The following is a 14,034-nucleotide window of genomic DNA, read 5'->3' on the forward strand; positions in this document are numbered from 1 at the left end:
TTTTATTCACTATTATCAATTTTAGTTTTTGTGAACTCTGTGTGGAACAGTTCACAACACGGTCGAAAAATCTTCCGTACAATCAATAAAAAACTGGCTCGCAAAAGGGATTATACTGTGAAACCAAGACGTTACATTCGTTTGCTTTTTAACGCCAATAAAACCTATGACCGACAAGTCATTGAAGGTGTCGGTCGTTATTTAAATACAACACAGTGTAATTGGGACCTCTTTATCGAAGATGATTTTCGCACCCAACAGTCCAGCCTTGGCCAGTGGCATGGAGATGGAGTGATCGCCGATCTAGACGATCCCAATATTGAATACAAACTCAGTCAATTACAACTTCCCGTTGTGGGAGTAGGAGGATCTTACAATGACCCATCGCTCTATCCACAGATCCCTTATGTGGCAACGGACAATTATCAGGTGATGAAACTGGCATTCGATCATCTTAAATCACTGGGTTTAACTCACTTTGCCTTTTATGGACAGCCGCGAGACCCACGCTATCGCTGGTCAGAACAACGTGAAATCGCCTTTCGCCAATTAACCCATAACGAAGGTTTCGATTACGATATTTTTCATGGCCATTTAACGAGTTCACAAAACTGGCAACAGGCTCAGCAAAGTCTCTGCGAATGGCTGAAAAGCTTGCCACAACCGGTAGGAATCATTGCCGTTACTGATTCTCGGGCAAGATATCTTCTACAAGCCTGCGAACAGTTAGAGTTTATGGTGCCAGAGCGCATCGCAGTAGTGGGGATTGATAACGAAGAAGTTGCTCGCTATCTGACACGTACCTCACTCAGCTCTATTGAGCAGGGATGTCAACAAATGGGCTATAAGGCGGCTCAAATTCTCGACCAGCTACTTACAGAGCAAATTCCAGCAAATGCCACACCTAGGCTATTGATCCCGCCGGTGCAAATTCATCCGCGCCAAAGCAGTGACTTTCACGCGTTATATGACCCTTATGTGATTCAGGCCATGCACTTTATTCGTCGCCATGCTTGCCAGGGGATTAAAGTCGAACAAGTGCTTGATTATGTCGGGGTCTCTCGCTCTAACTTAGAGGCACGCTTTAAGAGCGAACGCAACCATTCTATTCATCAAGAGATCCACTCGTTTAAACTGGAACAAGCTTGCGAGCTATTGCGGGCAACAGATCTGCCCATCGCCCAAATTTCTCAATATTGCGGTTATCCATCACTGCAATATATGTATGCCGTGTTTAAAAAGAACTTCCAACAGACCCCAAAAGAGTTCAGAGACCTGTATAAGCACTCGCTTTTTTCAAAGCGAGAACCGCCTTTTAAACCCGTTAAGATGGCGGTTGGAAATTAGCAAGCTTATGAGCAATACCATCCATAGTTTTACTCCAAAGCTCGCTTAATGTCTGAGTCATCGCTAAATAGCCAGATTTAGCCAGCGGCTGTTGTTTGGCAAATGAGCCTGTTAGAACGGGCTGTTGCTGTTGATTCAATAATTGCCAGTCCCCTTGAATATGGGCTATCCCTTGGTTATCCGCACTAAAAGCATTCACATGAATAAGCAGCTGATAACCATTTTCTGCCCACTGAATTTGCGGCAGTCGCTGCTTCAGACGTGCTTGCCCTAAACGCTGCATTTGTATGCCTAGATCTTCGGCCCACAAATGGTGATTGGCCTGATAAACAACGCCATTAGCATCCACCATGGTCATCCGCGTCGATGTCAAATAAGTGGGTAAACGAATAGGCTCAAGCGTGACAGTCAGCTTTTTATTAACATGTGGATATGCCCCAACCACAGCTGGCGTAGGCAACACGTACTGATGCATCACGACTTGTTTTGAACTGCTACAGCCCACCAGCGCGACCAACATAAAAATGATACTCAATCCGACCTTTTTATTCATTGCGACGCTCCAGTTTTGACGCCTGCTGGTGGTTGTTTGTCAACCGGTGCAGGATGATCGAAAATCAGTGAATTAGGTTGAGCTCGAAGCTTACGTATCAGCGGCTGTAACTCATCTAAGGTCTGTTGTAACGACTGCAAATTGTTTGCAACCGATTGTCCCATGACCCCTTGACGCTGATAATCGGCCAATGTCTTATTAATCTGCATCAGGGTTTGTTTAAGATTCGCCGGTAGCTGTTGCGAATTAGCGCTTTTAATGAGTTTTTTCAACTGGGCACTCGTTTGATTCATACTGGCAAACGTCGTCTTAGCTTGTTCAAGCGTTTGTTGCAACTGCACAAATGTCGCCCCTACTGGCGCATTCGCTAAATGATTGAGCACAGTTACTAATTTATTTTCCATCTGCTGAAATTTATCAGGCACGGTTGGAAATGAAGGAAACCCTGCAAACTGCTGTATTTTCACTTTGTTGGGATGAGCAACAAAATCAAGATCAATCACTTTCGCGCCGGTGAACAAATTACTCGTCTCTAACGATGCTCGTAATCCATGTTTAATGTGTTTGGCAAACAACGCTTTCCAGCTCGCTAAAGACATATCTCCCTGATTAAAATCAGCATTAATGCGCTGTGGTTCAATACGAGCCAAAACAGGGATTGCCGGATGTTTTAACGCATCAAGCTTGCCAATTGTACTCCCATGGTAAGGGACTTGAGTCACAGTACCGATGCGAATACCGCGAAACTCAACAGGAGCTCCTTTTTCTAAGCCACTGACATTTGAATTAAACAAGAAGATATAACGAATAAATTTATCATAGCGGTGATTTTCGGCCTGATCCCGCGAAGCATAGAGATGAAAATGGGTAAAATCGGGAACCGGTTTACCCGCAGAGCCTTTGGTCACACCAAAACTGATCCCACCGGAAATCAATGTTTCTAACGAGTCCATCTTCACTTGCACGCCACGAGCCGAACTTTCAACCGTAAGCCCCGGGGTTAGCCAAAACTGAACGGCACTATTGACCAATGCATCATATGGTGCTCGAATAAAGACCCGATAAGTAATATCACCGGTATGAATATCAAACCCGACTTTTTCAATATAGCCCACTTCAAAACCGTGGAAGTGTATTGGCGATCCAACATCCATCTTCGATAGTCCGGAGCTACTCAGACGCAACCGAATTCCTTTATCATCTGAGGTTGTCAACGGCGGCTGGGGAAGCATTTTAAAATGATCCTGACTATGCTCACCATGCCCCGGTTCCATCTCAATGAATGCCCCTGATAACAAAGTGCCAAGACCGCTGATCCCCTCTCGACCAATGCGCGGTTTAATCACCCAGAATTTAGTATCATCTCGCAACATCTGAGACGTGCCACCATTCATAAGTACTGATATCACGGCATGATTATAGTCATCACTTAAATGGATAGCAGTGACCACTCCGACATCCACATTACGTGCTTTAACCTTCGTTTTTCCAGCCGTAATGCCCTCAGCATTAGGTGCAACAATTTCAATGGTCGGCCCCTGACTAGCCCAATTTTGATACAACATCCATCCAGCCACAACCACCGCAACCAGCGGTACCAACCAAATCGAATTAAAGTGTAACCGTTTGGTGGTCTGAATTTTTGGTTTCAAATCACTCAAGAACCTGCTCCTTTTTACTTAAATCAGTCCGCCATAGTAATTTAGGATCAAATGTTTTGGCCGCAAGCATCGTTAAAACCACCACACTGGCAAATGGAAGTACCGCCGGTCCCGGCGTGACATTCATCAACGCGCCAAGTTGTACCAAAGCAGACAACAACGCAACTACAAATACATCAATCATCGACCAACGCCCCACAAACTCAGTCAACAAATAGAGTTTCTGGCGCATTTGCACTGAACATGAGTCATTCTCGCGACACTGCCAACACAACCATAATAGTGATAAAATTTTTGCCGATGGCACAAATACACTCGCGATCAGAATCACCAACGCCACCGGATACGAACCCATTTGCCATAATAATAATACGCCCCCCATGATCGTCGATTCTTTCGCTTGACCGAGGAAAGTCGTAGTCATGACTGGAAAATAGTTCGCAGGGATATACATCAATGTTGCCGCCAACAACAAGGCCAATGTGGATTTCAAAGAAGAGCGCTGAACGGGTTTAAAATGTTGATGGCAACGGGGACAAATCCCACAGTCTTGTTCAACACTGAGCCCGCAAAGATGACAAGACTTGATGGATAACTCATGTTCATTGGCACATTCTGTGACACATTTTCCTGTCACATCAGAACAATATGACCAGAGCAGGTGATGATCAAACAGCGCTAATAATTTCACAAACAACACGGCAAAAAAACAATAAGCCCAAAATGAATAACCAAGTTCAATTGCCGCAAGTGAATGCAATTTAATCAGCGAAACCAACAGAGCAATGACAAAGACATCCACCATTAACCAAGGCTGCACGACTGAGCACCAGTAAGCGGCTGACTGCGTCAAGGGCCAGCGCCTTTGCAACACCCAGCTACTGGCTAAATAGCTCAACGCGATTAAAAAACTCAATGGCAATATAATCAGCAGTAACAGAGCAATGGTAGCAAGTGCTAGATAGTGTTGATGAAACAAGACGCTGACGAGATCGGTTAAAGAGATGGTTTGTACCGCTCCCTTTGCAGAAAAACCGATCAGAGAAAAACTAACTGAAGCGACAAACATGCATAGACAAGCCACGGATAAAGCTAATACCCTTTGTGGCCATTGCGCATGGTTCTGTATCAAAGTATAACCACATTGACCACAACTCGCCGATTGCTCTGATTTTAGGTTGGGCAAAGGATTCACCCACCCACAGCAGGGACAGATCATTGCATGCTGACACTCATCAACACCATTGTGTTCACTACAGAGCTGCGATGTCTGAGACTCAGCCATATTGGCTTTCCTTGAAATGAAAAAATCACTATCGTCAAAGTAAAAAATAGTTATATCATTTTTACTTTATCTTCAGGTACAAGTCACTATTGTTATGCAAGGGCTGTTGAACTTTCGTGATTAGTTTCGCAGCAATCTGAACGTTATTGCACCCTGTTGCTTCACTCATTAAGTGGCACAGACTGCGCCTCGTTCAAAATACGTTTAATTTGAACAAAATTTAACCTCATCAGATCAACAGTCCTTAGTCATAAAAACTCTTTAGAATATAGAACTATTATTGATATGCTAAACAAGGGCAATGAAGCACTGGCGCGCGATGTTAACCGCCAGTGCTTCATTGCCCCTTAACATAATTATAAATTATCGATGCTATAGTGAATAATCAACTGAATATTAGGATGACCATGAAACAGAAAAGAAAAATTTTTCAATCTTTAGGGATATCTCTTGTGCTCAGCTTCATTCCTCTGTCGCAAGTGATGGCGGCACCTGCAAACGGATTGGCTATCGGTTTGGGCGTGATGAGTGCTCCCCGTTATTCGGGTGCAAATGACAACCATATTATGGTTGTCCCCATTGTGAATGCGAAATACAACCAATTTTTCTTTGATATGCGCCGTGGGCTTGGGATCCATCTCGATTTGCCAAACCAGTTTTATTTCGAGCAGTCGCTCGGCTATCGAAGTGGCCGCAAAGACAGTGACCAAACATGGGGCAATGGCAGTGATGATCTAAAAGGGATGGGCGATATCGATTCAGCTTGGATCACCACCAGTAAAGTTGGCGTGCAGTTTAATCCACGAGTGTCATTAAGTTTTGAAGCGACCACCGCCTTAAATCATGATCAAGGCATTAATTATGGCCCGACACTCAGTGGTAACTTGCCGCTCAATGATAATTGGAGCATTAACGCCAGTGCCCACTGGCTCATGGCAACAGATGACTACACACAAACCTATTATGGGGTAGATTCAGGCCAAAGTACGCGAAGCGGATTTGCCCGATATCATACGGCTGGCGGCGGCTATGGCCATACCCTTAATCTAACATTAGCCAAACAATTCAGCCCACAACTGTCGGCAAATATTTTACTAAGCTATACCCATTTAAGCTCAAAAGTGGCAGACAGCGACGTCGTTAAAGATGACAATAATCTGACGACGGGGATTTTAGCGACCTATAGGTTTTAGCTGTAATGGCGCAAATTTTAAAGAGAAAGGCTGATGATGACTCATCAACCTTTCTCTTGTTTGAGCGCTTCGAAAACTATAACGATTTCACTAATTGTGCAACGGCACCTTTGGCACCGAGTTCCAGCACACTTTGATACGCCAGTTCAATAGCACTAATAAATGTTTTATTGGCGGCAAGTTCTTTAGGAAAGATTGCCTCAACTCCGAGCAATCGGCTCACGACCGCCACATTTAATCCGGCTTTATCGCAAATTGCTCTTAATTCTGCAGCCATGGGATCGGCAACTTCGATCGGTTGATCTTTTTCGTCGACGCCAGAGACATAACGCATCCACCCCGCGATAGCCAAGGCTAAACAGGAAAAATCTTGCCCTTTAGCCAAATGGAATTGAACCGATTTGAGCATCCGTTGTGGTAATTTTTGACTACCATCCATGGCAATTTGCCAAGTCCGATGATGCAGGTTTGGGTTGGCAAAACGCTCTAGCAAGGAGTCTGCATAAGCATTTAAATCCACCCCTTGAACACTGAGCGTCGGCACCTGTTCTTTAAGCATCAAGGCTTTGGCAGCCTGTCGATAGTCATCATTCGCAACACTCTGAGCAATGGTTTCATAGCCCCCTAAATAGCCCAGATAAGCTAAGAATGAGTGGCTCCCGTTGAGCATTCGTAGTTTCATCTCTTCAAATGGCACCACATCCTCAACTAACTGCGCCCCAACCTTTTCCCACTCGGGGCGCCCAGCAACAAAGCGATCTTCAACGACCCATTGTCGAAATGGTTCACAAACAATACTACATGGATCGGTGACTCCCCCTAACAACTCAGTGACTTGCTGATAAGAATCCGTCGTCATTGCCGGTACAATGCGATCAACCATCGTACATGGGAAGGTCACATTTTTTTCAATCCATGTAGCAAGCTCGCCATCGAGGACTTTGGCATAGTCCAATACAACCTGCGCGACGACTTCACCGTTGCCTTGAATGTTATCGCAAGATAAGACCGTAAAAGGTTTTACTCCAGCATCTTTGCGCATTTTAAGTGCCTGAACAATATAACCAATCGCCGATTTTGGTTGCTCAGGAGTTGCCAGATCGTGGGCAATGGAAGGGTTCTGCTGATCGAGATGACCACTGGCATCAGCACAATAGCCTTTTTCAGTGATGGTCATTGATACAATGGCCACCTCAGGATTAGCCAGTTTGTTTAATATCGTCTCAATCCCATCAAGGGCCGGATGCAACGACTCACACACCGAGCCACTAATGCGAACTTGAGTCTCATGAGCTCCTTTTTCAACAACTGTGTAGCAATGTTCCTGAGCACGCAATTTTTTAATCTGCTCTTCTCCCCCAATTAGGCTGATTTCACATAGCCCCCAATCTGTATGTTGCTGATTGGCTAAATCACTCATAAATAGCCCCTGATGAGCACGGTGAAACGCGCCAAAGCCAAGATGAACCCATTTTGGCTTTAACTGACTGCGATCGAAGCTGGGGCGTTTGACAGCATCAGGTAATGTCGCATTTGCAATGGTTTGTTGCATTAGGAGAGCTCCTGTGGAATCGCTGACAATGCAATAGCATCATCAGCATGGTAAAGAGATTGGTTCACATAGATTGGTCGATGTTCGCTTTGTGGTAACATCAGTTCAATCGATTGGTAAGCCGGTTTGAACTGCCCTCGGGCTTTTATCGTCAACTCAATTTTATCGAGGCTACTTTGCATTTTGAGCTGTAATTGCAGAAAATCCCCGTCCTGATAAGCAAAACTTTGCCCATCATCATCAAATAACTCACATTCGCTGTAACCACACCCTTGATGAGCAAAAATAGCCAATACCCGCCGCCGATCCAAAACACTGGCAAATCGCTGGCAGTGTGGACTTTGAGCGATGATTGATCCGCCTCGCACTAACAGTGGCAACGTTTCAAGAGGAGCATCAAGACAAATACTTTGCCCCCCACTGTACCATTGACCTGTATAAAAGTTATACCAACCATGTGCCTCGGCGGGCAAATAAACACGGCGCTGACGCTGATTCGGTTCAACGACAGATGCCACTAATAGCTCGCGCCCCAGCATAAAATCGTCGTTTTCCGCAAAAGTGTGTTCATCCGACTCATAATTATAGAAGGTCGGACGGATCATAGGTTCATCAAACCGATGAGCTCGCCAAAGCAAATTGTAAAAATAGGGTGCGAGCCAATAACGCAGCTCAATAGCCCGGCGAATAATTGGAGTCACCTCTGGATACATCCAGGGCTCATTGACCGTCCCATCATCGTTCCATGAGTGAATGGTAAAGCGAGGATGCATCACACCATTTTGCACCCACCGAGCAAATAACTCAGGATCCGGTTTATCCCCCGCAAAACCGCCCACATCATGGCCGATGTTATAAAGCCCCGACAAACTCATACCCAATCCCATTTTGATGTTATAGCGTAGTGATTCCCAGTTGGTTAAGTTATCACCACTCCAGGTTTGCACGTAGCGGTTCATCCCCGGGCACCCTGAACGCGAGATCAAATATGGACGCAAGTCAGAATGAAACTGCTGCTGCGCTTCATAGGAAGCACGCATCATTAATAAAGGCTGCAGAGGTCGGATTAGACCAATGGGTAATGGCTTACCGAATCCGTGACAACGAGCACCACTATCCCAGATCTCAAACTCATTATTATCATTCCAGGTTGAATCAATCCCTTTGGCTAAAAGTTGCTGCGTCACCTGTTGCTGCCACCAACGAATGGTCGCTGGATTGGTAAAATCAAGGTGTGACCCCGATGCATCCCAGAACACTGATTGCTCGGGCTCATCACTTTCTGAATCACGAATAAATAGCCCTTGCTCTTTGACCTGCTGATACAGCGGGTGGTCATGGAGCAGGCACGGTTTAATATTGGCCGCCAGTTGCATATGCGCTTGGTGAAAATGTGCCGACATCCCTTCTGGATCAGGCACTTTGTCATGGTTCCAGTGAAAGACATAACGTTTATCACCAATGGAGGTATAACCCGAAGACAATTGAAAGGAGTCACAGGGAATTTGATAATCATGGCAATGGTCGATAAATCCTTCGAGTTGCTCCTGAGCATTCTCAGCATCGGTATAACGCATCGTCGAGCCGCTATAACCTAAACTCCATTTAGGGCCAAATGCAGTTCCCCCTGTAATATGGGTATATTGCTCGGTCACCTCGGCAATGCTCGGACCATAAATAAAGTAGTAATCTAATTCGCCATCCTCAGCACGATAACCGGAAAACTGCGCATGGTAGTTATCTTTTTCGTTGCCTAGATCAAACCAACAACTGGCGAGGTTATCGTAAAACAAGCCAAAACTCTGCCCCGCCGGTGTGCGAGTCAGATAAAATGGGATATGTTTATAGAGCGGATCCGTGCTTCTAGCACTATAGCCCATGGCATCGAGATTGCGCATTTCAAAACGCCGACCACAACGGTTCAACTCTCCGGCCTTTTCACCTAACCCATAATAGCGAACATCTTTTTCACGACTCACAAAATGGGCCACTTTATGAGAGTCAACGCCCAACTGATAAGCACTGGTTTTACGATCGCATAATATCGGTTGCCACTGACCATGAGCATCTTGGCCCTCCCAACTGAGGTATAGTGGCTGGTGGACACTTAAACGCAAGCAACTCGTTTCAATGACGAGCGTCTCATCTTGCATTTGGCAGCGATAATCAGGCAACGAGAATCCTGCACAATCAAAGCGATCTCGCCCAGCAAATGGCACATCTTGATTCGGGGCAATGCTCCAAGTCGAAGGCATACGAACTTCATTATTTTTCGCCAACCAGACACGAATAATATGCTCTTCTAACACGAACAGGTGCATCACATGTTTGTCGTCACAGACCAATTCAATATGATTATTTTGTTGTTGACCCAGCTGCCAATTTTTTATTGTCTTCATCAAAATCCCCGAAATTAATAGCCTAATAATTCATGCGGTAAAAACAGGCTGATTTGCGGTATAAACGTCACCAACATCAAGGCCACCACCAAGACTGCATAAAAAGGCAACATCGGTTTAATCACTTTATCAATCGCAACTTTACTCACAGAACACCCAATAAACAGCGCACTGCCCACGGGAGGCGTACAAATCCCAATACATAAGTTAAAAGTCATGATAATCCCAAAATGCACCGGATCGATGCCGATATCACTGGCGATAGGCAAAAATATAGGGGTAAAGATTAACAGCGCCGGAGTCATGTCCATAAAAACCCCAACAATTAACAATATGATGTTAATCATGAACATAATCACCAAGGGATTTTGTGAAACGGCATTGAGTGCATCACTAATCATGTATGGAATGTCACCATTAGCCATCGCCCACGACATTCCCATGGAAGTCCCAACGAGCAGTAAGACAATGGAAGTCGTCATCGCCGATTCAAGAATGATTTTCGGCAAATCACGGATTTTTACTTCCCGGTAAAAACCTACGGCCAAAATCAATGTATATATCACCGCCACCGCAGAGGCTTCTGTTGCGGTAAAAATACCGCCAATAATCCCACCAATAATTATAAAGATTAAAAACAGTGAAGGCAGTGCATCCAATGTACAACGGATAAACATTGCAATGGTGGGGCGTTCAGAAACCGGATAACCCCGGCGCTTGGCGAGAAAGCCCGCCACTAACATCAAGCTGCCCCCCATCAAAATCCCCGGTAAGTAACCCGCTAAAAACAGCGCTGCAATCGAAGTTCCTCCCGAAACTAATGAGTAAACAATGAACGTGTTACTCGGTGGGATCAGCAGCCCAGTTGGACACGACGCAATGTTCACCGCCGCTGAAAATGCTTCATCGTAGCCTTCTCTTTTCTGAATGGGGGCCATGGTGCCACCAACAGCCGCAGCTGCGGCTACCGCCGAGCCAGAAATCGAGCCAAACATCATATTGGCTAATACATTACAATGTGCCAAAGAGCCGGGTAATCGCCCACCTAAAACCTTGGCAAAATTAATCAGCCGTATCGCAATCCCACCTTGGTTCATAATGTTGCCAGCCAGAATGAAAAACGGAATTGCGAGCAGAGAAAAACTATCTAATCCAGATGCCATTTTCTGGGAAACAACCGTAATGGCCGGATCCAGTGGCAGTGATAATAAAATAGTGGCCAGCGATGACAACCCAATCGCAAAAGATACGGGGATCCCAAGCACGAGCATCACCGCAAAACTACCAAATAACGTTAAAATAACCAGCCAGTCCATGAGCGCCGCCTTTAGTTTTTATTGAGAACTTGTGAGTGTGATTTTTCATCTTCAGGGTGTTTTGCCGGGGCGAATAACAACTGAAGTTTTTCATAACCAAAAACGATGCTGTAAAAAATCATCATGACACCACTGAATGGAATAGCCAGATACACATACCCCATCTGAATTCCCAGAGCTGGAGACACCTGTCCTGTCTGCAACGTTCTGAGCATTAAGCCCCCACCCCCATAGACCATGACCAATCCACAAAAAAGCGCAATGGCAATTTGGATAACCAATTGTGAAAAAGCCTTACGCCGTCCCTGCAATTTCATCGTTAACAAATCAATTGCCAGATGGCGTTGTTTACCGGTGGTATAAGCGGCACCAATTAAACCCACCCATATAAATAGAAAACGTGCTAATTCGTCCGTAAACGTGCTTGGCGTTCCCAGAACATACCGTGAGAAAACCTGCCAGCACACACACACTACCAATAAACACGAAATGAGTACTGTCAAAAACGCTAAAAACTTATCGACAGATTTGACCAATCTATCTTTAATCATATTTCAACCCATTCGCCCCAAAGGTTAACCCAACCTGATCAAAATAATCAGAGACTTCTTTCGAGCTAGACGGTATGAAATTGTTTGACAGATTTAAGTGATACTAATCACAATTATATTTATATTGGTTTAACGATTTATCAATAATGCGCTCAAGATCCAATTCTATAATAAATTTGGTTGACTGGTTAACCAATTCCTACCTAGCATTAACTTGCGGTCCACATAAGAGGCTCTATAGCCAACTCACTGATTAAACAGGACGCCTAATCAGCCCAAGTGATGACATGACCTAGACCATGTCCAAACTTAAAATTAAGAAGATAGGATACCCGTATGACCACGCACAAACTGATGTTTAAACTGCTCACTGCAACAGCGCTTGTTGGATTATCAACCTCCAGTTATGCGATTACGCTCAAGCTAAGCCATAACCAAAGCCGTAACCATCCCGTTCATAAAGCAATGCTTTATATGGCTAAAGAAGCAGCCAAATATTCAGATGGAGATCTTAAAATTCGCATTTATCCAAATGCGCAACTGGGCACCCAACGAGAATCATTAGAACTGGTGCAAAATGGCGCATTAGCGATGGCTAAATCAAATGCAGCAGAGCTAGAGTCATTTGATAAAGAATACAAAGCTTTCAGCATGCCGTATCTGTTTAAAAATCGTGAAGAATTCTACAAAATATTACAAAGTAAAATTGGCCAGGAAATTCTACAATCCTCCAAATCCGAAGGATTTATTGGGTTGACTTATTACGATGCAGGATCACGGAGCTTTTATGCGAAAAAACCCATCCGCAGCCCAGCCGATTTAAAAGGAATGAAAATTCGTGTACAGCCTAGCCCAACGGCTGTGCGAATGGTCCAGTTATTAGGGGGAAACCCAACACCTCTCGCCTTTGGTGAACTATACACCGCATTGCAACAAGGCGTTGTTGATGCTGCCGAAAATAATGTTACGGCGCTGACCATCAGCCGTCATGGCGAAGTTGCTAAATATTATAGTATGGATGAACATGCCATGATTCCGGATGTATTAGTGATCTCCACCAAAGTCTGGAACAAATTACCTCCTAAAGATCAAAAAGCGCTGAAAAAAGCGGCCGATGAATCCATGATGAAAATGAAAACCCTATGGGCAGTAGACGCGAAAAAAGCCATTAACAAAGCGAAAAACTCAATGGGGGTTAAATTTATCAAAGTCGATAAAGCCCCATTTAAAAAAGCAGTTCAGCCGATGTATCAAGAACTCAAACAAAATGATCCTAAACTGTATAAATTGGTTGACCAAATTGAAAAAGCGCAGCAATAATTAGCCTTCATGTATGTTGTGCAGCCATTTTGTCCGTATGGGTTTCGCACAAACCAACAGGATAGAAGATAGGTTAAATATGTTACCCAAAGAACCAAAACGACAATACCAGGCGATCGGCCTGAAACTGCACGGCTTAATTGCACAAGGCACCTATGAGGTAGGTGATCGCCTACCTCCCGAACGTGAGATTGCGCTCTTATATGGCGTCAACCGGGCGGTTGTTCGAGAAGCCTTAATCATGCTGGAGCTGGAAGGGTTAATCGAAATCCGTAAAGGTTCTGGCATCTATGTGATTGCCCAACCAGAGCCGCAAAGCCAACAAGCTACCCCAGAGAGCATCGCTAAACCGGATGATATCGGGCCCTTTGAATATCTTCAGGCCCGCCAGTTATTTGAAAGCCAGCTAGCAGAGCTGGCAGCTTTACAAGTGACAAAAAATGATATTAAAGCGATGAATCAGGCCCTTGTGAATGAGCAGCAAGCTCTTGCTAGTGGCGACAATAGCTATGATGGGGATAAAAATTTCCATCTAGCCATTGCCAAAGCGACCCAGAACAGCCTTTTGGAAGATATGTTGGAAGCCTTATGGCAACGCCGTACCAATAGCCCAATGTGGAAAAAGTTACATACCCACATTATTAACCAAAGTTATCGGCAAGAGTGGCTCGGTGATCATCAGAAAATTTTAACGGCTATCAAGATGAAAAACCCACAAGAAGCAAAAGAATCAATGTGGCAGCATCTGGAAAATGTTAAACAGCGGTTATTTGAACTATCCGATGTCAACGACCCTGAATTTGACGGTTATTTATTTGCTTCCGCCCCTTTAAAAGTGCAGCAGTAAGAAAAAATAA

General features: G+C 44.7%; 11 protein-coding genes. 4 read left to right on the forward strand and 7 right to left on the reverse strand.

Annotated elements, in window-relative coordinates:
* The first annotated feature begins 117 nt into the window (after positions 1 to 117).
* Positions 118 to 1,347: a XylR family transcriptional regulator gene (locus tag EV690_RS05850; RefSeq protein ID WP_131911966.1), complete on the forward strand. Its 1,230-nt coding sequence runs from the start codon at positions 118 to 120 to the stop codon at positions 1,345 to 1,347.
* Here the strand turns inward: EV690_RS05850 and EV690_RS05855 are convergent.
* Genes EV690_RS05855 through EV690_RS05865 form a run of 3 tightly spaced genes read right to left on the reverse strand, consistent with a single transcriptional unit; the run spans position 1,325 to position 4,846 of the window.
* On the reverse strand, positions 1,325 to 1,900 hold the full coding sequence (locus EV690_RS05855) for a PqiC family protein (protein WP_131911967.1): 576 nt from the start codon (positions 1,898 to 1,900) through the stop codon (positions 1,325 to 1,327). The genes EV690_RS05850 and EV690_RS05855 overlap by 23 nt on opposite strands.
* Positions 1,897 to 3,561 (reverse strand): intermembrane transport protein PqiB, encoded by a 1,665-nt coding sequence (pqiB, locus tag EV690_RS05860; protein WP_131911968.1) that lies wholly within the window; start codon positions 3,559 to 3,561, stop codon positions 1,897 to 1,899. Before pqiB ends, EV690_RS05855 begins: the two co-directional genes overlap by 4 nt.
* Positions 3,554 to 4,846, reverse strand: a complete 1,293-nt coding sequence (locus EV690_RS05865; RefSeq protein WP_131911969.1) for a PqiA/YebS family transporter subunit — start codon at positions 4,844 to 4,846, stop codon at positions 3,554 to 3,556. Before EV690_RS05865 ends, pqiB begins: the two co-directional genes overlap by 8 nt.
* Before the next feature lie 407 nt (positions 4,847 to 5,253).
* Between EV690_RS05865 and EV690_RS05870 the strand changes: the two genes are divergently transcribed.
* Positions 5,254 to 6,039 carry a MipA/OmpV family protein gene (locus tag EV690_RS05870; protein WP_165872674.1) on the forward strand — a complete coding sequence of 262 codons (786 nt, stop codon included), beginning with the start codon at positions 5,254 to 5,256 and terminating at the stop codon, positions 6,037 to 6,039.
* Between the two features lie 76 nt (positions 6,040 to 6,115).
* Here EV690_RS05870 and EV690_RS05875 read toward each other — a convergent pair whose 3' ends face one another.
* The 4 genes from EV690_RS05875 to EV690_RS05890 are packed head-to-tail and all read right to left on the reverse strand — an operon-like array spanning position 6,116 to position 11,857.
* On the reverse strand, positions 6,116 to 7,591 hold the full coding sequence (locus EV690_RS05875; protein ID WP_131911971.1) for a mannitol dehydrogenase family protein: 1,476 nt from the start codon (positions 7,589 to 7,591) through the stop codon (positions 6,116 to 6,118).
* The gene (locus tag EV690_RS05880; protein ID WP_131911972.1) at positions 7,591 to 9,990 is read right to left on the reverse strand and encodes a glycoside hydrolase family 31 protein; all 2,400 of its coding nucleotides are present in this window, start codon (positions 9,988 to 9,990) and stop codon (positions 7,591 to 7,593) included. Before EV690_RS05880 ends, EV690_RS05875 begins: the two co-directional genes overlap by 1 nt.
* Before the next feature lie 14 nt (positions 9,991 to 10,004).
* Positions 10,005 to 11,306, reverse strand: a complete 1,302-nt coding sequence (locus EV690_RS05885; protein WP_131911974.1) for a TRAP transporter large permease — start codon at positions 11,304 to 11,306, stop codon at positions 10,005 to 10,007.
* A gap of 11 nt (positions 11,307 to 11,317) precedes the next feature.
* The gene (locus tag EV690_RS05890; RefSeq protein WP_131911975.1) at positions 11,318 to 11,857 is read right to left on the reverse strand and encodes a TRAP transporter small permease; all 540 of its coding nucleotides are present in this window, start codon (positions 11,855 to 11,857) and stop codon (positions 11,318 to 11,320) included.
* A gap of 336 nt (positions 11,858 to 12,193) precedes the next feature.
* Here EV690_RS05890 and EV690_RS05895 point away from each other — a divergent pair, with 336 nt between their 5' ends.
* A complete protein-coding gene (locus EV690_RS05895) occupies positions 12,194 to 13,177 on the forward strand; it encodes a TRAP transporter substrate-binding protein (protein ID WP_131911976.1) in 984 nt (327 codons plus the stop codon).
* A gap of 79 nt (positions 13,178 to 13,256) precedes the next feature.
* Positions 13,257 to 14,024, forward strand: coding sequence for an FCD domain-containing protein (locus EV690_RS05900; protein WP_131911978.1), 768 nt, complete (start codon positions 13,257 to 13,259; stop codon positions 14,022 to 14,024).
* Positions 14,025 to 14,034 lie beyond the last annotated feature (10 nt).

The sequence above is a fragment of the Celerinatantimonas diazotrophica genome, from assembly GCF_004339545.1.
Classification (GTDB): Bacteria; Pseudomonadota; Gammaproteobacteria; order Enterobacterales; family Celerinatantimonadaceae; genus Celerinatantimonas; species Celerinatantimonas diazotrophica.